Genomic DNA, 18,142 nt, shown 5'->3' with positions numbered 1-18,142 from the left:
GGTTGCCCACGGCGGTTTGTTTACTGATGCTGGCGGTTTCAGACGCTGTCGTGACCGGTGATTTCGCTCTGCCATGGGGCAACGTACTTTTCCAGCCAGCCAACCAGTGCGGTCAAGGCCACGGCGAGCACCATGATCAGAATGACGGGCACGAACATCTCGGCAGTGCGGAAACTATTCGCCGAGGTGATGATGATACCGCCGAGGCCAGAGATCGCTGTGAGAAACTCGGCGATGACGATGCCGATGACCGCCTTGCCGATACCGAGACGCAGACCGGCCATGATGTAGGGGATTGTTGCCGGCAGGATGATGCCGCGCATGATGGCCGTCTGCGAGGCGCAGAAGGCGGTGCCGACCTCGATCATGGTTTTCGGCACGGCCTTCACACCGAACCACGTGTTGATGCAGATCGGGAAGAAGGAGAGGAGAAAAACCACAACGGCCTTGACCATGAAGCCAAGACCGAACCACAGGATCAGCAAGGGAACGAGGGCAATCAGCGGGGTGGCATAGCCAGCGGTGACATAGATGCCCAGGGCGGATTCGAGGATACGGTATCGGCCGAGCAACAGCCCGACCGGGATACCGACAATCGCGGCAACGATATAACCGACGATGAATGGCTGGCTGCTCTGAATGAGCGCGTCCTGCAGGCGGCCAGTCTGCAGCATCGAGAAGAATGCCTTGATGATGGCGCTCGGGTAGGTACCAAGCAACGGATTGACGTCGCGGCCGAAGAACTCCCAAAGACCAGTCGCTACGGCGACCGATATGGTGGTGATCACCCATGCCGGTACAGTGCTTGTCCAGCTTGCCTGACCTGCGCGGCGCTCCACGCGGGCCGGCGCCTGTATTTCTGTGTCTGTCGTCATCGTTCTTCCTTAGGCTGCAGCCGAAACGCCCGCATCGTGCAGGGCTTCCCAGATCAGCGTGCGTTTCTTGGAATATTCCGCCGAAGTGCGGATGGCGCGCATATCAAGGCGCGGGCGCTCCAGTTCGATCGGAATGATCTGGCTTATCTTGCCAGCATGCATGACCGCAACGCGGTCTGCGAGCATCACCGCTTCGTCGAGATCATGGGTCACGAAAATGATGGTCTTCTGGGTCTTGGCATGGATGGAAAGCAATTCGCCGTGCAGCCCCTCACGTGTCTGCGAATCCAGCGCGCCGAAGGGTTCGTCCATGAGAAGGACTTCCGGATCGATCGCCAGGGCGCGGGCAATACCCACGCGCTGTTTCATACCGCCGGAAAGCTGGTGCGGGCGTCTGTCCTTTGCCAGGGTCAGGCCCACCAGTTCCAGATAGTGCATCGCCGTGCGGGAAAGTTCAGGCTCCTTCATGCCCTTCATCTCCAGCCCATAGCCGATATTGCTGAGCGTATTGCGCCATGGCAGCAATTCGGCATGCTGGAACACCATGCCGCGGTCGTGGCCACAGCCGGAGACAGGACGCCCTGCGACTTTGACCTGACCTGACGTGGCTGTCTCCAGGCCCATGATGATGCGCAGGGCGGTTGTCTTGCCGCATCCGCTCGGGCCAATCAGGGCAACGACGTCACCCTTTTCGACATTGAAGGAGACACCGTCCAGGGCATGATGCGTGCCAAAGGACTTGGTAATGTTCTGTACTTCCAGATGGGCCATGTTCTTTTCCAGTTATTTCTTGACGCGTGCGAGAGCCTCGGTGCGTACGCTGTCATCGACGAACTTCTTGGTATCGGCATTGCCGTCGAGGAACTTGAGCTTGACCATTTCATCGTCAACCCACTGCAGCTTATCCAATGGGATGGCCAGATCCGCATTGATCGCCTTGTACTCGATAGCTTCATTGTAGATGAACTCGGCGGTCTTGTCGTCCTCGGGCAGGTGACCGACCTTGCGTGCAACCTCGAGCATCGCATCCTTGTTGGCGATCGCATGAGCGAGGCCTTCCATCTCTGCGGCGAGGAAATTGGTCATCGCTTCGCGGCGCTCGGCGATCTTCTTGCCTGTGGTCATGATGCAGACCTTGAGGAATTGTGGTGTAACCTCGACACCCTTCAAAAGCGGCTTGACGTTCAAGGCGTCTGCATCGACGGCGAATTCGCTTGAGCTGGCAGCAGCGGCAACGACGCCGCCGCCAACTGCCTTGACGCGATCGGCGCTGCCGCCGGCATTGGCAAACGTTACATCCGTATTGGCAAGGCCGGATGCTTCAAGCGCGAGGCGGGTGAAAATATCGGGAAGCGAGCCAGGTGCAGAAACGCCGACCGTCTTGCCTTTGAGATCAGCCGCGCTCGCGATGTCCTTGCCGGAAAAGACCGTATAGGTCATGCCTGGCCAGTCGCAGCCAATGATCTTGACGTCAGCGCCCTGATGCAATGCAGAGAGCGCAATGACGGGGCTCGCCTCGAAACTATCGAGATCGCCGGCGATGAGCGCCTTCAGCGCGGTTGGCCCGCCGGTGAATTGCACCATGTCGATGTTGATGCCGTGCTTGTCATCGAAGCCACCTTCTGCGGCCTGAAAGAGGAAGCCGGAATCGCCTTTGGCTTCAACAATGCCGTGGCGCCACGCCTCTTGAGCGCTGGCTATTGAAGTCATTGCGGTGGATGCAAGGATTACGCCGGCGAAAGCGCAGGCAAAACGGGTTTTAAGAGACTTGTGAATCATGAGTTCCTCCTCCAAGGGCGCCCGTGCCGGGCATTCACGCAAATGCAGTTAGCTTAATTTCTCTTGTCATTCTGTTATAATGTATGTTTGCCATACAAACAAATTTGTGGGAGAAGTCAAGTCGCCAAGGCATCTTTTTGTCGGAAGGAGGGTACACGAAGCGTGTTTTCATCCGATCGGCGACGGCATGGCATGGTTTTCCCGTGATTTTCAGAGGATGGAGGATAGATTCAATGGCAGAGCGAATTTGGGACAAGTTTCTGACGGAGCGCGACAAGGAAGTGTTCAAACTTGCCGGATATGGCGCGCGGGCAGGCTTTGGCAAGCGACCGGCACTGCTGATCGTCGACGTCAACTACGCGTTTTGCGGCGACAAGCGCGAGCCCCTGCTGGAATCTGTCAAGCGCTGGCGCCAGTCGGGTGGCGAAGCCGCCTGGGATGCCCTGCCTGTTCTGCAGAACCTGATTGGAACAGCCCGCGACCGCGAAGTGCCAGTGATCTATACAACCGGAGTGCGACGCTCCGACAATTGGGACGCGGGCAGTTGGGCCTGGAAGAATGAGCGCAGCGGCGAAAAACCGGGTGGCAGCAACCGCGAAGGCAACGAGATCATGCCGCAGATCGCGCCCGAACCGAGCGATATCGTCATCTACAAGCAGAAGCCCAGCGCTTTCCATGGTACCAATCTCATCAGCTATTTGACGCTGCTCGGGTGTGACAGCGTCATCGTTGCTGGAACCGCAACCAGTGGCTGCGTGCGCGCGACGGTGGTCGATGCCTTCAGCTACAATTTGCGGGTGACGATGGTCGAAGACGGCTGCTTCGAGCGTTCCGAGGCGAGCCACGCGATGACGCTGTGCGACATGAACGCCAAGTATGCCGACGTGATCGACAGCGGCGAAGTCGTCGAGTTTCTGTCGGGACTTCCACGCGGCATGTACAATCTGCCGCGTGGTGCCAGCCAAAAGGCGGCGGAATAAGACAGACGGCGCGAGTGATCGCGCCGTCCCTTGTTATATACCTCAGGCCTTGGCGGCCTCGATCAGCAGCTGCAGATTGCCGGCTATGGTGGCCGGTACTTCCAGCGGGGTAAAATGGCGAGCGCCCTCGAGGATCGTCAGCGTGGCGCCGGGAATGTTATCTGCGAGCACGCGTGCCATTTCCGGCGGCGTCGCATAATCCTCGGTTCCGACAAGAACGCGGCACGGGAAGTCAAACTTCGGCAATGCTTCGCGCAGGTCGGCTGCACCGAGCATGTTGCAGGTCGCGACATAGGCGTCGATTTCATTGGCGAGGAAGGTCGAGACAGCGGCTTCCACCACGTCCGGATTTGCCTCGCGAAAGCCATCGCTGAACCAGCGGGTCTTCTGGAAACCGACAAGCGCTTTCAGACCTTCGTTTTGTGCCTTTTCCGCACGCTCAGCCCAGGCTGCGGGCGCGTTTTCCCCATACCAGGCGGTGGTGTCGAAGAGGCCGAGAGCGTCGACACGCTCAGGATAGGCTGCGGCAAAGGCAAGGGCGATGCAGCCGCCCATCGACGCACCGGCGACGACGGCCGACGACCAGCCGACATGGTTCATGAGATCGGCGAGATCATCGGCGAATTGTGCAGTGCTGTAGGGGCCTGCCGGCTTGCCGGAAACGCCGTGACCGCGGCAGTCATAAATGAGAACCTCGGATGCACCGGCGAGTGCCGCCGCGGTTGGCTCCCAGAAAAACTTGTCCATTGCCAGCGAATGAATGAGAACGCAGCGGCCTTCGCCGCTCCCGGGGACGATGCGATAGGAAAGCCTTATCCCGTCGCGGGTTTCTGCAAAGCCTATCGTTTGAGTGGGCATCAAATCGCTCATGGTAATTGTTCCGCTTTAGCATGGGTGGAGACCGCTAGCGATGTTTGTCGCTCATCGTAGTATTGTATGACGGTATTAATGGATGGGTCAAGAGGCGAAGGTTCGCAGCGCTAAATCGATCTTTAATCAAATTTTAAGGAGGAGATTACGAATCAATTAACCGGTAACCAGTCGTTAGGAATTGCGGAATAGGTGAAAGGCTCTAGACAAGGACTTGCCCATGCGCCGCATCATGTTCATTGCGTTGTTGTTGCTCACAGGCTGCGCCACAGCGCCAACCCAGACCAACAATGTCTGTGCCGTATTCGATCAGAGAGACGGCTTCTTCAATAATTGGTACAAGCAGGCCAAGAGCGTTGAGACGGAATATGGCGTGCCGGTTCCCATCCTCATGGCGACGATCTATACGGAATCCGGCTATCAGGCCCGGGTCAAGCCGCCGCGTACAAAATTGTTTGGCTTTATTCCGTGGTCACGGCCATCCACCGCATATGGGTATTCCCAGGCCCTGGATGGGACATGGGCGGACTATCAGCGCGAGACAGGACGCTGGGCAGCCCGGCGTACAGATTTCAGCGATGCTATTCGTTTCATTGGCTGGTACCACGCAAGAAGCCATCAGATGAATGGCATTCCGCTCAACGATGCCTACAATCTCTATGCCGCTTACTACGCCGGTCCGAATGACTATGCGCGTGGTGCGTGGCGGAGCAAGCCGGGCATCGATCGCACCGCACGGCGAACAGCCACAGTGGCAGGTACCTATGCCGCGCAGCTAGCGAGTTGCGGATTACAATAGGAACAACGTGATAGAAAAATGAAACCCGCCGGTTAGGGCGGGTCTCATGTTGTATCGTTCAGGCGCTTGGCTGCTTGGTCTTGCGCAGATAGGGCAACACGCGCTCGAAGCCGCCGAAACGCTGGTTGGCGTCCTCATCCGAAACCGCTGCGGTGATGATGACATCCTCACCCTGCTTCCACTGGGCCGGCGTTGCAACCTGGTGTTTCGCGGTGAGCTGGATGCTGTCGATTGCGCGCAGGATCTCGTCGAAGTTGCGGCCTGTGGTCATCGGATAGGTGAGGGTCATCTTCACCTTCTTGTCCGGACCGATAACGAAGACGGAGCGCACGGTGGCGTTGTCGGCGGGTGTGCGGCCCTCGGACGTATCGCCAGCTTCCGCAGGCAGCATGTCATACAGTTTTGCAACCTTCAGATCCCTGTCGCCGATGAGGGGGTAGTCGACCTCATGCCCGGTCGCCGTCTTGATATCCGCCTTCCACTTGTCGTGATTTTCGACAGGATCGACCGAAATGCCGATGATCTTGGCATTGCGTTTGGCGAACTCCGGAGCAAGTCCGGCCATGTAGCCAAGCTCGGTCGTGCAGACCGGCGTGAAATTCTTCGGATGACTGAACAACACGGCATAGCTACCGCCGATCCAGTCATGGAAATGGATTTCGCCCTGCGTGGTTTCAGCAGTGAAATCCGGTGCAGTGTCGTTGATGCGAAGGCCCATCGCGTTTCTCCCTTGGTCGTGATTTGAAGGTTTTCGCCTATTCGCCGCGCGAACCAGGCGAATGTATCCAATTTGATTTCAGCGAACTTAGCACATGGTCGCCGAAGTAAACAGGCAATGCACGGCGAAGTTCAACTAGCTACAAGGATGCAAGTTTTGAAACGGGAACCTAAATTTGAGCCCTTGCGTTCTAGCATTATGGAAAACGTTCACTTCAGGTCGGTCACAGTAGAGTCGCTTTTTCCCGACAGGCTCCGCACGATCGCCTCCGTCGCGGAAGCTGCAGAATTTCTCTTGAACGAATGGCCCGGCAAACGCGGACGGCTGCATGGTCTCGCACAACTGGCGTGTCTAGAAGCCATGGACGGAAGTGCGACCGGCGACATGGCGCGGTCCGTGTTCATCGAGGCAGCCAAGGAAGCGGATATCTATGTCGAAGGAAGCATTGCCAGCACTATGATCCCGGGACAGTGAAAAAATAGCTCGTCGCCCGAAGCTCTAGTCCACATTGGTTAGAGGTCTGGCGCTGAAATAGCTCGTACGGTCTATTACGTTTCCGTCAAGAATCTTGGAATGATTCAGGCAGGGGTTACGTGGTGGGCACCGAATAATGAACGAAAAACTGGGGCAGCTTTTTAGCATTCTCAAAGAACAATCAGACGAAATAGCACAACTCAATATGGACTACGCAGTGGAACGCACGCTCGTTACAGGCGTGATGTCCTTGCTGAGTGCACGCGGCTTGTTGCTCGACGTCGACTTCGACGAAATCGCCGAGATTGGTTCGAGGGTCGGGAATTCGCAATTCTCGTCGCTCCTGGCAAGCCGGATCGAGTGCTTGAAGACGGGAAATCCAGCGCTGTATAATTAAGCCAGCGGCATGGCAGCTTGGCGGCCATGTCCGGCGTGCCGCCAGACATGGCGTACTGTAGCGAACCGGCCGCAGGTTCACTTCGATCGCTCGGCGAATTTTGAAAGCTGGTCGATTGCAGTTCCCCAGCCATCGTGGAATCCCATTTCGTCATGCTTTCGAGAGTCCGCGGCGTTTTTGTGCAACACGCGGGCGGCGTATCGGGTACCGCTGCGCTCTGCCTCAAATGATATTATCGCGGTCAATGCGAGCCAAGGCTCTGCCGGCTTCCAACCCTCCGTCAGGACCGTCGTAAAGACCAGGCGGGCTTCAGGAACAATCTCCAAAAAGCAACCGTCGACATGCGGTTGGAATTCACCGCCACCCTCGCGCATGCGCGTCTCGAATGCACCACCCGGGCGGACGTCCAGCTTGACCACCTCGCATTCAACGGGTGCGGGTATCCACCATTTCGCCAGATGCTCAGGCGTGATCCACGCTTTCCAGACGACCGCTGGCGGCGCATTGATGAAACGCGCAATGGTCAGTTCGAATTTTTCAGCCGGCATCTTCAACACTCCTGGACATTTGGGTTTCGACATACTCAGCAAGCCGGTCCGTTCTGGCCTGCCAAAGCTCACGTTGTTCCGAGAGCCAGGATTCGGCGGCCGCCAGCCTCTCGGTATTCACCCAGCAGGTGCGGACGCGGCCGACCTTTTGCGAACTGATCAGTCCGTCGTTCTCAAGAATTCGGAGGTGTTTCATGAACGACGGCAGTCCCATGTCGAATGGCTCCGCCAGTTCCTTAACCGGCGCGGGACCCTTGACAAGGCGACTGACGACTGCCCGTCTCGTTGGATCAGCGAGGGCGTGAAAGGCTGCATCAAGAGGCGCGTAATAGTTCTCCATATGGAGAACTATAGACAAAGCTATTCCATTTGGCAAACTAAATGCGCTTGCGGAAACGTGGTGCGCGTCAAGCTGGCTGCAAGCGGGCAATCTCCGCTTCGAGTGACTTGATGCGTTCGTCGCGCTCGGCCAACAACGCGGCCACGTCGCTGGCCTCGAAACGCATGGGGATATGCTGCGGGCAGTTCATGTCCCACGCCGTAACTGTGAACAGGATCGCCTGCTCAGGCCGTGCGCGGTAGCCCTCCGGCATCAGCTGTAGCATGAGATCTGGGTCGTCTTCGACAGTCCGCGCTTCACCCCATAGTTTCACCCGCTGGCGGTTGCGGTAATCGATGAGAAACAGGAAAGCCTTGGGGTTATCCGCGAGGTTGCCGGAGGTTATGTACTGACGGTTGCCGGCAAAATCCGCGAACGCGATGGTCGTATCGTCGATGACGCGCAGAAAGCCGGGCGGGCCGCCGCGGTGCTGGATGTAGGGCTGGCCTTCGTCATTTGCCGTGCCGAAGAAGATACTGGTCTGGCTGTGGATGAAATCTGCCAAATCGGGCGTGATACGCGTCTGCCATGAGCCACGCTGCTCCATGCTTTCATAGCCATGGCGGGACCCCTTGCGGGACTGAATTGCTTTGACGGTCGGCGTGAAAGCGACGTCGCTGGAAAAGGCGTGTCCAGATGACATGACCAACTCCTCGGAAGGATTGAGATAAGTGAACGCGTAACATAGTTTCTTCCATGAAATTGCTGTAGACATCGGTTATTGGAGTTTTCATTCCGAAAAGTGGAAGGGTTTGAATGGATCGTCTGGATGCAATGGCCGTGCTTCTTGCTGTTATAGAGGCCGGAAGCCTATCCGCTGCTTCGCGCCGCCTTGGGATTCCGCTTGCCACGGTCAGTCGCAAAATCTCCGACCTTGAGGCGCATCTGAAGACGCGTTTGCTTATCCGTTCGAGCCGCCATGTCTCGCTGACCGATGCCGGCCGCGCCTATGTCGAGGCGAGCAAGGCCATTCTGGAGCAGGTCGATGAGGCGGAACGCACTGCAGCGGGCGAATACACAACGCCGAGGGGTGATCTGGCGATGAGCGCGCCGGTGGTATTTGGCCGGCTTCACGTGCTCCCCGTCGTGATCGAATTCCTCAAGATTTATCCGGAAATCAATTTGAGGCTCAGTCTCAGCGACCGGCAAGTCAATCTGGTGGAAGACCATATCGATCTCGCGCTCCGCATTGGCAACCTGCCGGACAGCAATCTTGTCGCGACGACGGTCGGCTGGATCCGGCGTGCGGCCTATGCGAGCCCTGCCTATCTTGCGCAACGTGGCGTACCGGAGCGCCCTGAGGACCTCCATGGCCATGAGTGCATCACCTTCGAGGGGCTGAATTCCCCGCGAAGCTGGACTTTCATGGATGGCAAGAAGGAGGTCGTTGTGCCGGTCCACTCGCGACTGAGCGTCAGCACGGCCGACGCGGCAATCGATGCGGCGGTTGCGGGTCTCGGCGTGACGCGGCTTTTGTCTTACCAGGCCACCCGCGCTCTTGCGGCAGGCGAGCTGCAGATCGTACTCGAGGCATTCGAACCAGAGCCGTGGCCGGTGAGCCTGATCTACGTGGGACAGGGGTTGATGCCGCTGAAACTGCGGGCGTTTATGGATTTTGCCGTGCCGAGGCTGAGGGAGCGGATAACATTACAGAGCGTTCCTCCCGGCATGCCCACCAGCGCGGGCTAAAGGACTAGTTCGCTTGCAGTTTGAAAAATGCATAAGATGCATCGAGAACTCCCAGCATAAACCCAGTGCAGATAACGATTGACGCGGAACTGACAATGCGTGCGATATAGGCCAACTTTAGCTGCTCTTGGGGTTCATCTTTGTATTTCTCGAATAGCGCGTCGTTGGCCCAGACACGGTATGCTGACCCCAAAGTGAAAAATGCCGTCACGAATAGAAACCGGATGAAGAGCATCTTCGGGTGCTGGTAGTCAAAGAGCAAGCCATGCAACTGACCAGCAGGAAATCCACCTGACCGTCCGATGGCAAACGCTAGAACGGCACCTGTTATGAAAGAAACAACTGCGACACTGAACGGTAAGACGAAATATCTTCTCACTTCTTTCTCAAACATCTGATTCCTGTGGAATGTGGTGTCCTGCGCGACGGCGTTACAAAAGCAGGTATGTGGGATACTTGCCAATCCCATGAATATCCCGGATCTCCCGGTGGCACTCGCCGAAGTCCGGGCCGAGCGCGTCGAAAGTGCTTTGGGATATCTGGATACGTCCGGGCGTCCCGCAGGATTCCATGCGGCTGGCAACGTTCACCGTGTGCCCCCAGACATCGTAGACAAACCGTTTTCGACCAATCAGACCGGCGATTACGGGGCCGGAGTTTATTCCAATTCGCAGGCTGAGCCGACGCTCACCTGTCATCTGGCACGTCTCGGCCAGCATGGCCCTTGCAAATGCCACGGCTGCCTGGGCATGGTCCGGACGCGGGTCGGGCAACCCGGCCGCAGCCATATAGGCGTCACCTATGGTCTTGATCTTCTCGATACCGTGCTGATCCGCCAATTCGTCAAAACGCGAAAACAGCTCTCCAAGTCTTTGGACCAGTGTGATAGGCGGGGTGCGCGCCGCGAATTCCGTGAAATTGACGATATCCGCGAAGACGATCGTCGCCATATCGATGCGATCGGCGATCACTTTTTCCCCATCGGCGAGCCGCTTCACCACCTGTCTCGGCAAAATTGCATCAAGGAGCGTGTCGGCGCGCTCCTTCTCGAATTCGATCTGCGCCAGATAGCGCCTTTCGCGCTCGCGCCAACGGCTGCGTTCAAGACAGGCGGTTATGCGCGCACGCAACAGCACCGGATCGATCGGCTTGTGGAGATAGTCCTCGGCTCCTGCCTCGATGCAACGGATAATGGCGTCATCGTCTTTCAGGCCCGAAATCATGATGACGGGTATCTCGCGCAGGCGTTCGTGCGATTTGAGCCGGCTGAGGAGTTCAATGCCGTTCATGTCGGGCATCAGGATATCGGCCAGGGCCAAATCGAATTCCTGCGTCTCCAGGATGCGCAGCGCTTCTTCGCCGGAACTGGCGACAGTGACGAGATGGCCGTCGCGGGTGAGGCGCCGGTTCAGAAGATCGCGGTTCGAGGCGGTGTCGTCGACAACGAGGATACGGCCCGTTTCGTCGGACGAGGGAGCCACGCGGGCGGCAATGGTCCGCGCGAGATCGGCTGCTATGGTGACGTCAATATGGTCTGTCAGCTTTTCGTCGGGATCATCGGAGAAAACATCGAGCCTTCCATCAATCTGCTCCAGCAAGAACCGACTTTCCTCGATGATCTTCGCAATATCATCAACGATGCTTGCGGCGAGAACATCCGAGAAATCCTCTATGACCATTTCCGAATAGCCGAGAATGGCGTTCATCGGCGTTCGCAAATCGTGCCGCAATTCACTATCGACGGTGAATATTCCGGCAGTTTGCGACGCTTCCATCTCCAAAAGCCGCTTGATAAGCAAGTTCAGGTCGCGAGCAGCGCCAAGCACCTTCTCGAGATCGGGCAATGCTTCGGCGGGCCCGTTTTCCAATACCGCTTCGATCACCAGTTCCTGATAACCAAGGATAGCCTGTGCGGGATCGGCGATCTTCTGCACAAGGCGGGCAATATAGGCGCGGCGGCCGATGTCATTGGGAACGGACACCGGCGCTCAACCTCCGGTCAGTCTGGCGATCTTGTCGAGGAGCGCCGGCAATTCGATTGGTTTAGTGTCGTAATCATCGCAGCCTGCTTCCATGGCTTTTTCCCGGTCCCCGGCCATGGCGTGGGCGGTGAGGGCGATAACAGGAATGGCGGCAGTGACGGGATTTCCCTTGATCCGCCGTGTAGCTTCCCAGCCGTCGATGACCGGCAGGCTCATGTCCATAAGAACAAGATCAGGCTTGTTGCTCACCGCCGCTTCGACGCCGGCGAGGCCGTCAGTTGCGATAATCACCTCATATCCCCGCCGCTCCAACCGGCGCGAAAGCATGTCGCGGTTCATCTCATTGTCTTCGACGAGAAGAATCTTGACCATATTCCAACTCCTCAAGCATCTTCACCGAGCGGCACGTGCCGCTTCAAGGCAGCGATCAGATCGGCGCGGCCTTTGGTTCCCTTTCTGACAACTTCACTCGCACGCGTATTGAGCCAATTCAGTTCGTCGCGGGTAAGGTCCTTCGATGTGACGACGACGACGGGAATATCGACGAGGTCCGTCCGGTCCTGAATAGCCCGTAGCAGCGCGAAACCGTCCATGTTGGGCATCATCAAATCGAGGACCATTACCGTGGGGCGTCCTGCCTCAAGCTCCGCCAGCCCGCGCTGGCCATCGATGGCCTCCCGAACCCGCCAGCCTTCACGAACGAGGACCCGCCGGAAAAGTTCCCGCGTTGCCGGGTCATCATCTACAATGAGCACGTCGTGCTGCCCGGCGCCTGCCACAGCGTTCAACATTTCAACGAGCTGACGCGGATCGATAGGCTTGACCAGATGGCCCGCCGCACCGAAGGCCAACCCCATCTCCCGATCCGCGACGACGGTTGCAAGGATCACAGGGATATCGCGCAGCGCCTTGTCCGACTTGATCTCGCGCAGCACCGACCAGCCGTCCTGACCGGGCATGATAACATCCAGAATGATCGCGTCAGGGCGCGATTTGCGCATCTTTGCCATGCCCTCTTCGCCACCGGCGGCTTCGATGACGTTGAAGCCCGCGCTGCGGACAGTGTCAGAAATGAACTTGCGCGCCCGCGCTTCGTCGTCGATGACGAGAACGGTTCCGCGCCGCGCGTTATCAGGCAGCTCCGCCTGCGGAGCGGTTTCCTCGGCGAGGGGTATGGTGCCGTTTGCCGGTATTGTGAACCGGAAGGTCGAGCCTTCGCCGAATTTGCTTTCCACCTCGATCGCACCGCCCATCATCTTGATGAAGTGCTGGGTGATGGCGAGGCCGAGGCCGGTTCCGCCATAGTTGCGTGTGGTGGATGCGTCGACCTGTACGAACGCTTGGAAGAGCTTTGCCTGTTGCTCCTTTGTCATGCCAATACCGTTGTCGCTGACAGCGAACTCCACCAGATCGCCACGCTCGTCGTCGTGATAGCGCCGGACCGACAGCCGGATCTCATCGTTCTCGGTAAACTTGGCGGCATTTGAGAGCAGATTGAAAAGGTTTTGCCGCAGCTTGGTCTTGTCTGTTTCGATTTCGTCGGGCTCGACCGATACGGTTACCGTCAGGCGATTGCCTTTTTTGGCGATCAGTGGAGCAACGGTGCTTTCGACATCGACCAGGAGCTGTTTCAGGCTGACAGGCTCGATGTAGAGCTCCATCTTGCCCGCCTCGATCTTCGAAAGATCGAGCACATCATTGATCAATGCGAGAAGGTGACGGCCCGATCCCATGATCTTGCCGAGATCGGCAACAAAACCTGGCTTGCCCCAGTCGCTGGCATCCTCCATCAGCATTTCGCTATAGCCAATGATTGCATTGAGGGGTGTGCGCAATTCGTGGCTCATCGAGGCGAGGAAACGGCTCTTTTCCTGGCTGGCGACTTCCGCGCCGCGCTTTGCTTCCTCAAGCTCCGTCTGACGGTGCTTCAGATCAGTGATGTCGGTATAGACCGCGACCGTACCGCCTTCCGGCGTCTTGCGCTTGGCAACGCGTATCCAGGTGCCGTTGGCAAACTGCCGTTCCATTGTACCTTGCGGGTCCCGCTGGCGGCGCATTGCCTCCTTGAGCCAAGCCTCCCGCTCGGCACGATCTATTTCGGTCCGGCCACGCTCCGCTTGCGCGCGCATGATTTCTTCGAAGCTGGTTCCGGGTGTCATAAGGTCCGCTGTCTCGGGGAAAATCTCCAGATACCGCTGGTTCACGAGGACAAGCTTGTCGTCGGCGTCGAATAAGGCAAAGCCATCGGGAATGGTTTCGATCGCAGTCCGGACAGTGTTGCGCTGGTGCTCTGCAGCGGCTTCGAGCACGCGCCGTTCTGCTTGCCCATCGCGCAACAGACGCAATGTCGTCGCGAGCCGGCCAAACTCGTCGCGACCCTCGGGAGGCAATTCGACATCCTCGCGTCCCTCGGTAAGCTGAGCCATGGCCCTGTCGACGCGGCCCAGTGGAACAAGGATGGACCGAAGCACCAGCCACGTCATGATCGCGCCGGCGATGGTAATGGCACTGACGGCAATCATGGCGCGGTTAAAGGTATTCCGCATCGTCTTGACGGCCATATCGCGCGCACCATCGGCTTCAGTTTCGAGGCGCGTTTCAAGCGCCGTCAGTACGCCGTCTATTTCGTCGCTGTAACTTCTTGCTGCGGCGAGGCGCGTGTTGCCGACGACGCGGTTGTCGTTGGTGTAGGCATCGACGGCTTCCATCGCCTGATCGTAATAGGACTTTGCCCCCTTCTGGATCATATCGGCGGCGTCGGGAGCAAACTCCCTGATACGCGCCAAATCCGCATCGAGGGCAGTTCTTGCGGTTTCGGCGCGACGCTCCGACAGCGTCAGGAGGCTCACCGACAGATCGGTCAGCCAATAGCGCATTTCACCAAAATGCCTGTGTGCCTTGGCGGCCTCGCTGAACATGTGAAAACGCGCGTTTGCCACCTGGACACGCCGTTGATTGTCGAGAAGGTCATGGGCCATGAAGGCGACGCTGAGAAGAAGCGCTCCCAACAGGGCCGCCGAAAGGCAGGCGAGGCGCAGTGGTATCTTCCGTTCCAGGAGCCGGCCGATGCGGGACCGAATGGCATTGAAAGCGCTCATTTGAACAGTGTGATGCTCATTGCACCGCCCAGATCGCCTTCTGCACCGCCTTCTTTCGGATAGCCGGAGATATCCATCTCCCCCTTTGGTGTTCCGTGGCAACTGAGGCACGAAGCGGAATAATATTCGGGAATGAGCATGCGAAACGCAGGACGGCCGTTCATGGGAACCTCTTCGACGAAGGGTTTGCCTTTTGGCCAATCGGCGGACATGAATTTCTGTTCGATGACCTGCTGCTCCCACTGGTCGGGCAGGGCTTTGCGATTGCGCACGAGTTCCTTTGGAGCTGTCACCTTCATCTTTGCCTGATCACCGACTTTTTCCCCGAAGCGTTCATTGACGAGGCGGGCAAACGTGGCGGGAATAAAGCCCTTGAAACCCACGCCCTCTACATCGATCATCTTTTGATGCTCATCGACGACTTCGCGCAAGGCAGCGACCTGGGCATCAAAAAGCTTTTTGTCGTCCGCATCGAAACTGTCTTCTGGCGCAGGTTTTCCCTTGGCGAAGATTTCAAGCGTCTCGTCAGCAACACGTTGCCCCGTCAGATGCTTGTCGCCTATCGATGCGTCGTTGATCAGTTTTTGGTGGCCGGAAATCACAGTGCGACCAGCACGCAGGAACGCAGCCAGCCGTTCCCCCGTCGCGATGTCATTGCTGTCGTCCGCGGCGACCGCACCTGCAAAAGCGCAAAATACAACCCCTGCTAGAAAAACTCCGCACCTCAGACCGCGATGCATGGTGGTTCCCCGTATTTTATTGATTATGGGAACAGTGTAACAGACGCTGGAAAGATTCAAAAGCGCCCCATTCGGAGGTACTTTTGGCGACATTATTCGAACCCGCCAAGGATTTCCTGGTTCTGTGAGGCGGGGCGGACGTCGCAGTATGACTGCGCCATCGAGGCGGCGAAGACGCCCCACCTTTGGAGCATCGCAAGCAATCAAACGACGGGGGTATCCACCAAAGAGACTACGCCGTTCACCCGTCGTGGCGCATTTTTCTCAAGCTAATTCTAACGGTATAATCACAAGAGTACTCCAGGGGGAACGGGGGCCTTGTAAGCGTATGTTTATCGATGCGAGAGAACTTCCATGCGGATCTGTACTCCATACGGAAATCTGCATTATCGGCGGCGGGGTGGCAGGTATAACGCTTGCTTTGGAATTTGCGCGGCGCGGCATAGAAACATGCGTCCTTGAAGGCGGCGGACTCAAGTTCAACGCTCAGTCGCAAGCGCTCTATCGCAGCGAAAATGTTGGTCTTGACTATGATCTTCACGCCACCAGGACGCGGCAATTGGGCGGCAGCTCCAATTGTTGGGGCGGGTGGATACGGCCCTTCATAGACATCGATTTCGAGCGAAGGGATTGGGTTCCAAACAGCGGCTGGCCAATCGATCTAACCGAAGTGGAACGCTACTATCACCGTGCGAACGATCTCGTTAAGGTCAATGACCATAGCTTTGAACCGCAGTTCTGGCGCGAGCACCTTTCTCCCAAACAGGTTCAGTTACTGGAGTTGAACGATGGATCGCTCGAGACGATCGTCAGCAAGTTCAGCCCTCCGACGCGGTTTGGACGCGACTACCGCGCTTCTTTGGCCGCTGCCAGGACGACCAAGGTGCTTCTCAACGCCAACGTAACCGAGATCGCCACCAATGATGACGCTTCCGTTGTGACGGGTGTCCATGTTGTGTCGTCAGCGCAGAAGCCGTTTTTCGTCCGGGCAAAGCGGACTATCCTGGCTGCAGGCGGTGTCGAGAACGCCCGACTCATGCTTCTTTCGAACAAGGTGGCGTCGGCTGGGCTTGGCAACGAGCACGATGTGGTGGGCCGCTATTTCATGGAACATCCGCGTATCCGCCAAGGGCAGGTGATGCCGTCCAGCACCGCGGCGGCGTTCCGTTTTTACGATGCGCGTCACACGTATCACAATCCCGAGCTTGCCGTGGATGGCACCAGCGCCAGCGCCCATTTCGGCCTTGCCGAGCACGTGCAGCGGGAGGAAAAGCTGGTCCAGTGCCGAACTTATTTCCGCGCGTGCCGGGCAGGCGAAAACAGCGATGTCACCGAACGCTTTCATGAACTCTATAGCGCAATTCAACGGAGAAACTACCGGGACATCAAGTTGCGAACCTTCGCCACTGTGGCGCGTGGCAGTCCCAACCTGATGGCGTCCTTGATCTATCGCAGGCTGAAGCTTGCCGCGAAATCGGATCATTTTCAGATCGAGAGTGTTGTCGAGCCGGTTCCGGATCGCGAGAGCCGTGTCACACTCTCCCGGCAACGCGACAGTCTCGGCCTGAACCGGGCGGAACTGAACTGGCGGGTGGGCGATCTTGAGAAGCGCACGCACCGGCGCATGCTGGGATTGATGAAGGAGCAGCTCGAAGGTTCGGGTATGGCGCGTGTCGATATGGAGCAGGAGGACGAAGGACAGCAGCATCCCATCATCGGGTGCAATCACCACATGGGAACGACGCGCATGCACGTGGATCCGCGTCTTGGCGTGGTGGATCAGAATTGCAAAGTCCACGGTATGCATAATTTGCACATCGCCGGCAGTTCGGTCTTCCCGACATGCGGCAACGATATGCCGACGCTGACGATCGTCGCCCTGACCTTGCGCCTTGCCGATCACGTTACGATGATGCTTGGAGTTTGAGGGTCACGCCGACTTTGGCTGTTAGTTATTTCCGGCCCAGGACGGCCGGCGTGGTATGGCATCATTGTCCGGCGGAGAGCCATTGGACACACAGCCGCTCAAGGCCATTAGAACGAGCATCAAGAATAGTCGCATCTTTGCCTCCAAAAGCGCGGCCTTTTCAACAGACGTATAAAGGGGGCCGGGAGCGCTGTTTTGGTTTCCCTAGTGGCGATGCTAAAAACTGCACGCTGGGGCGCGCATGGTCAATTCACAATGGCGTTTGAGAAACGGGACCGACCTCTCCGTCATCCTCGGGCTTGATCCGAGGACGGAGAGGGAGGCGCATTTCAGACAGAACCTGAAAGGTTCTAGCGGCTGAATTCCTCGAACAGCTGGTCTACCTTTGCCTGCGCCTCGGTGAGGAGCGTGATACAATCACCCTTGTTGATGGGCTTGCTCAGCCGGGTCGTGGCATTCTTCAAGCCACTGTCCAGACTGGATACGTCCTCATCCTTGAAAGTCGTGTCCGTATCGAACTTCCTCACCCAGCGTCTGACGGAATCCCTCTTCGTCCTGTAGAGAGGGTCACTGCAGGCGTAGGATAATTTCATCAGATCGAATTGGGCCTGCATGACGGCATCACCCTGTTCAACCCTGGTTCCCGCCAGATATACGCCCAAGAACAACGAAACAGTCAGCATTCGTCCCCCTATGCTCTGCTCGAATCACCCCATGGACGAGCAGCACCCCGAAGATACTGGCTGCGCATGTGCCGGAAAGTAGCTCGTTCGATTGAAAGCCATTTTGAAACTCTACCGCGGCGGTCATCTGACGCGGTTTTCTGCGCTTCCGGTGCTCACGTACTTAATGTACGCTGCGCTCCGGTTCTCGAAAACCACGCCATA

The 18,142-nt window shown here is 57.5% G+C and carries 20 protein-coding genes; 6 read left to right on the top strand and 14 right to left on the bottom strand.

What is annotated here, in order from left to right; genetic code table 11:
* Window positions 1-38 precede the first annotated feature (38 nt).
* From FHS21_RS08075 to FHS21_RS08065, 3 genes are read right to left on the bottom strand one after another with little or no spacing between them, the layout of a single operon-like run.
* Complete coding sequence (locus FHS21_RS08075; protein ID WP_183661606.1) at window positions 39-875, bottom strand: ABC transporter permease; 837 nt, start codon at window positions 873-875, stop codon at window positions 39-41.
* A 9-nt stretch (window positions 876-884) separates the two neighbouring features.
* A complete protein-coding gene (locus FHS21_RS08070) occupies window positions 885-1,646 on the bottom strand; it encodes an ABC transporter ATP-binding protein (RefSeq protein WP_112530546.1) in 762 nt (253 codons plus the stop codon).
* Between the two features lie 12 nt (window positions 1,647-1,658).
* The gene (locus FHS21_RS08065) at window positions 1,659-2,654 is read right to left on the bottom strand and encodes an ABC transporter substrate-binding protein (RefSeq protein WP_162701944.1); all 996 of its coding nucleotides are present in this window, start codon (window positions 2,652-2,654) and stop codon (window positions 1,659-1,661) included.
* A 233-nt stretch (window positions 2,655-2,887) separates the two neighbouring features.
* On the opposite strand from FHS21_RS08065, the gene FHS21_RS08060 reads away from it, so the two are divergent.
* Window positions 2,888-3,634 (top strand): isochorismatase family protein, encoded by a 747-nt coding sequence (locus FHS21_RS08060; protein WP_183661604.1) that lies wholly within the window; start codon window positions 2,888-2,890, stop codon window positions 3,632-3,634.
* Between the two features lie 42 nt (window positions 3,635-3,676).
* On the opposite strand, the gene FHS21_RS08055 is transcribed toward FHS21_RS08060, so the two are convergent.
* Window positions 3,677-4,504 (bottom strand): alpha/beta fold hydrolase, encoded by an 828-nt coding sequence (locus FHS21_RS08055; protein WP_246410917.1) that lies wholly within the window; start codon window positions 4,502-4,504, stop codon window positions 3,677-3,679.
* A 220-nt stretch (window positions 4,505-4,724) separates the two neighbouring features.
* Between FHS21_RS08055 and FHS21_RS08050 the strand changes: the two genes are divergently transcribed.
* Window positions 4,725-5,303, top strand: coding sequence for a transglycosylase SLT domain-containing protein (locus FHS21_RS08050; protein ID WP_112530552.1), 579 nt, complete (start codon window positions 4,725-4,727; stop codon window positions 5,301-5,303).
* Window positions 5,304-5,361: 58 nt separating this feature from the next.
* Here the strand turns inward: FHS21_RS08050 and FHS21_RS08045 are convergent, their stop codons facing one another.
* On the bottom strand, window positions 5,362-6,021 hold the full coding sequence (locus tag FHS21_RS08045) for a peroxiredoxin (protein ID WP_112530554.1): 660 nt from the start codon (window positions 6,019-6,021) through the stop codon (window positions 5,362-5,364).
* Between the two features lie 156 nt (window positions 6,022-6,177).
* Between FHS21_RS08045 and FHS21_RS08040 the strand changes: the two genes are divergently transcribed.
* A complete protein-coding gene (locus FHS21_RS08040; RefSeq protein WP_246410915.1) occupies window positions 6,178-6,495 on the top strand; it encodes a DUF982 domain-containing protein in 318 nt (105 codons plus the stop codon).
* 136 nt (window positions 6,496-6,631) lie between these two features.
* Window positions 6,632-6,892 carry a hypothetical protein gene (locus tag FHS21_RS08035; protein WP_112530558.1) on the top strand — a complete coding sequence of 87 codons (261 nt, stop codon included), beginning with the start codon at window positions 6,632-6,634 and terminating at the stop codon, window positions 6,890-6,892.
* Window positions 6,893-6,969: 77 nt separating this feature from the next.
* Here the strand turns inward: FHS21_RS08035 and FHS21_RS08030 are convergent, their stop codons facing one another.
* The 3 genes from FHS21_RS08030 to FHS21_RS08020 form a co-directional block, all read right to left on the bottom strand.
* The gene (locus FHS21_RS08030; protein WP_112530560.1) at window positions 6,970-7,440 is read right to left on the bottom strand and encodes an SRPBCC family protein; all 471 of its coding nucleotides are present in this window, start codon (window positions 7,438-7,440) and stop codon (window positions 6,970-6,972) included.
* Entirely contained in the window at window positions 7,430-7,780 is a 351-nt protein-coding gene (locus FHS21_RS08025; protein ID WP_112530562.1) for an ArsR/SmtB family transcription factor, read from the bottom strand. Before FHS21_RS08025 ends, FHS21_RS08030 begins: the two co-directional genes overlap by 11 nt.
* A gap of 67 nt (window positions 7,781-7,847) precedes the next feature.
* Window positions 7,848-8,462: a pyridoxamine 5'-phosphate oxidase family protein gene (locus FHS21_RS08020; RefSeq protein ID WP_112530563.1), complete on the bottom strand. Its 615-nt coding sequence runs from the start codon at window positions 8,460-8,462 to the stop codon at window positions 7,848-7,850.
* Window positions 8,463-8,575: 113 nt separating this feature from the next.
* Between FHS21_RS08020 and FHS21_RS08015 the strand changes: the two genes are divergently transcribed.
* On the top strand, window positions 8,576-9,508 hold the full coding sequence (locus tag FHS21_RS08015) for a LysR family transcriptional regulator (protein WP_183661601.1): 933 nt from the start codon (window positions 8,576-8,578) through the stop codon (window positions 9,506-9,508).
* A gap of 4 nt (window positions 9,509-9,512) precedes the next feature.
* On the opposite strand, the gene FHS21_RS08010 is transcribed toward FHS21_RS08015, so the two are convergent.
* Genes FHS21_RS08010 through FHS21_RS07990 form a run of 5 tightly spaced genes read right to left on the bottom strand, consistent with a single transcriptional unit; the run spans window position 9,513 to window position 15,328 of the window.
* Window positions 9,513-9,902 carry a hypothetical protein gene (locus tag FHS21_RS08010; RefSeq protein WP_112530567.1) on the bottom strand — a complete coding sequence of 130 codons (390 nt, stop codon included), beginning with the start codon at window positions 9,900-9,902 and terminating at the stop codon, window positions 9,513-9,515.
* A gap of 37 nt (window positions 9,903-9,939) precedes the next feature.
* Window positions 9,940-11,490: an adenylate/guanylate cyclase domain-containing protein gene (locus FHS21_RS08005; RefSeq protein ID WP_112530569.1), complete on the bottom strand. Its 1,551-nt coding sequence runs from the start codon at window positions 11,488-11,490 to the stop codon at window positions 9,940-9,942.
* Window positions 11,491-11,496: 6 nt separating this feature from the next.
* Window positions 11,497-11,862, bottom strand: coding sequence for a response regulator (locus FHS21_RS08000; RefSeq protein WP_112530571.1), 366 nt, complete (start codon window positions 11,860-11,862; stop codon window positions 11,497-11,499).
* Between the two features lie 11 nt (window positions 11,863-11,873).
* Entirely contained in the window at window positions 11,874-14,588 is a 2,715-nt protein-coding gene (locus FHS21_RS07995) for an ATP-binding response regulator (RefSeq protein ID WP_183661599.1), read from the bottom strand.
* Window positions 14,585-15,328, bottom strand: coding sequence for a Tll0287-like domain-containing protein (locus FHS21_RS07990; RefSeq protein WP_112530575.1), 744 nt, complete (start codon window positions 15,326-15,328; stop codon window positions 14,585-14,587). Before FHS21_RS07990 ends, FHS21_RS07995 begins: the two co-directional genes overlap by 4 nt.
* Window positions 15,329-15,476: 148 nt before the next feature.
* Between FHS21_RS07990 and FHS21_RS07985 the strand changes: the two genes are divergently transcribed.
* The gene (locus tag FHS21_RS07985; protein WP_312879856.1) at window positions 15,477-17,255 is read left to right on the top strand and encodes an FAD-dependent oxidoreductase; all 1,779 of its coding nucleotides are present in this window, start codon (window positions 15,477-15,479) and stop codon (window positions 17,253-17,255) included.
* A 350-nt stretch (window positions 17,256-17,605) separates the two neighbouring features.
* On the opposite strand, the gene FHS21_RS07980 is transcribed toward FHS21_RS07985, so the two are convergent.
* Complete coding sequence (locus tag FHS21_RS07980) at window positions 17,606-17,938, bottom strand: hypothetical protein (RefSeq protein WP_112530578.1); 333 nt, start codon at window positions 17,936-17,938, stop codon at window positions 17,606-17,608.
* Window positions 17,939-18,142 lie beyond the last annotated feature (204 nt).

Origin of the sequence: Phyllobacterium trifolii (assembly GCF_014192095.1) — a bacterium.
GTDB classification, from domain to species: Bacteria; Pseudomonadota; Alphaproteobacteria; order Rhizobiales; family Rhizobiaceae; genus Phyllobacterium; species Phyllobacterium trifolii.
Note: the sequence above shows the minus strand (reverse complement) of the source record. Positions and strands in the feature narration are given on the sequence as shown.

Excerpts from the sequence above, each read along its gene's own strand:
- FHS21_RS08070 (WP_112530546.1), bottom strand. The coding sequence starts at position 1,646 with ATGGCCCATCTGGAAGTACAGAACATTACCAAGTCCTTTGGCACGCAT.
- FHS21_RS08035 (WP_112530558.1), top strand. The coding sequence starts at position 6,632 with ATGAACGAAAAACTGGGGCAGCTTTTTAGCATTCTCAAAGAACAATCA.
- FHS21_RS07990 (WP_112530575.1), bottom strand. The coding sequence starts at position 15,328 with ATGCATCGCGGTCTGAGGTGCGGAGTTTTTCTAGCAGGGGTTGTATTT.
- FHS21_RS08075 (WP_183661606.1), bottom strand. The coding sequence starts at position 875 with ATGACGACAGACACAGAAATACAGGCGCCGGCCCGCGTGGAGCGCCGC.
- FHS21_RS08015 (WP_183661601.1), top strand. The coding sequence starts at position 8,576 with ATGGATCGTCTGGATGCAATGGCCGTGCTTCTTGCTGTTATAGAGGCC.
- FHS21_RS08065 (WP_162701944.1), bottom strand. The coding sequence starts at position 2,654 with ATGATTCACAAGTCTCTTAAAACCCGTTTTGCCTGCGCTTTCGCCGGC.
- FHS21_RS08020 (WP_112530563.1), bottom strand. The coding sequence starts at position 8,462 with ATGTCATCTGGACACGCCTTTTCCAGCGACGTCGCTTTCACGCCGACC.
- FHS21_RS08025 (WP_112530562.1), bottom strand. The coding sequence starts at position 7,780 with ATGGAGAACTATTACGCGCCTCTTGATGCAGCCTTTCACGCCCTCGCT.
- FHS21_RS07995 (WP_183661599.1), bottom strand. The coding sequence starts at position 14,588 with ATGAGCGCTTTCAATGCCATTCGGTCCCGCATCGGCCGGCTCCTGGAA.
- FHS21_RS08045 (WP_112530554.1), bottom strand. The coding sequence starts at position 6,021 with ATGGGCCTTCGCATCAACGACACTGCACCGGATTTCACTGCTGAAACC.
- FHS21_RS08050 (WP_112530552.1), top strand. The coding sequence starts at position 4,725 with ATGCGCCGCATCATGTTCATTGCGTTGTTGTTGCTCACAGGCTGCGCC.
- FHS21_RS08010 (WP_112530567.1), bottom strand. The coding sequence starts at position 9,902 with ATGTTTGAGAAAGAAGTGAGAAGATATTTCGTCTTACCGTTCAGTGTC.
- FHS21_RS08060 (WP_183661604.1), top strand. The coding sequence starts at position 2,888 with ATGGCAGAGCGAATTTGGGACAAGTTTCTGACGGAGCGCGACAAGGAA.
- FHS21_RS07980 (WP_112530578.1), bottom strand. The coding sequence starts at position 17,938 with ATGCTGACTGTTTCGTTGTTCTTGGGCGTATATCTGGCGGGAACCAGG.
- FHS21_RS08000 (WP_112530571.1), bottom strand. The coding sequence starts at position 11,862 with ATGGTCAAGATTCTTCTCGTCGAAGACAATGAGATGAACCGCGACATG.
- FHS21_RS07985 (WP_312879856.1), top strand. The coding sequence starts at position 15,477 with ATGACTGCGCCATCGAGGCGGCGAAGACGCCCCACCTTTGGAGCATCG.
- FHS21_RS08030 (WP_112530560.1), bottom strand. The coding sequence starts at position 7,440 with ATGCCGGCTGAAAAATTCGAACTGACCATTGCGCGTTTCATCAATGCG.
- FHS21_RS08055 (WP_246410917.1), bottom strand. The coding sequence starts at position 4,504 with ATGAGCGATTTGATGCCCACTCAAACGATAGGCTTTGCAGAAACCCGC.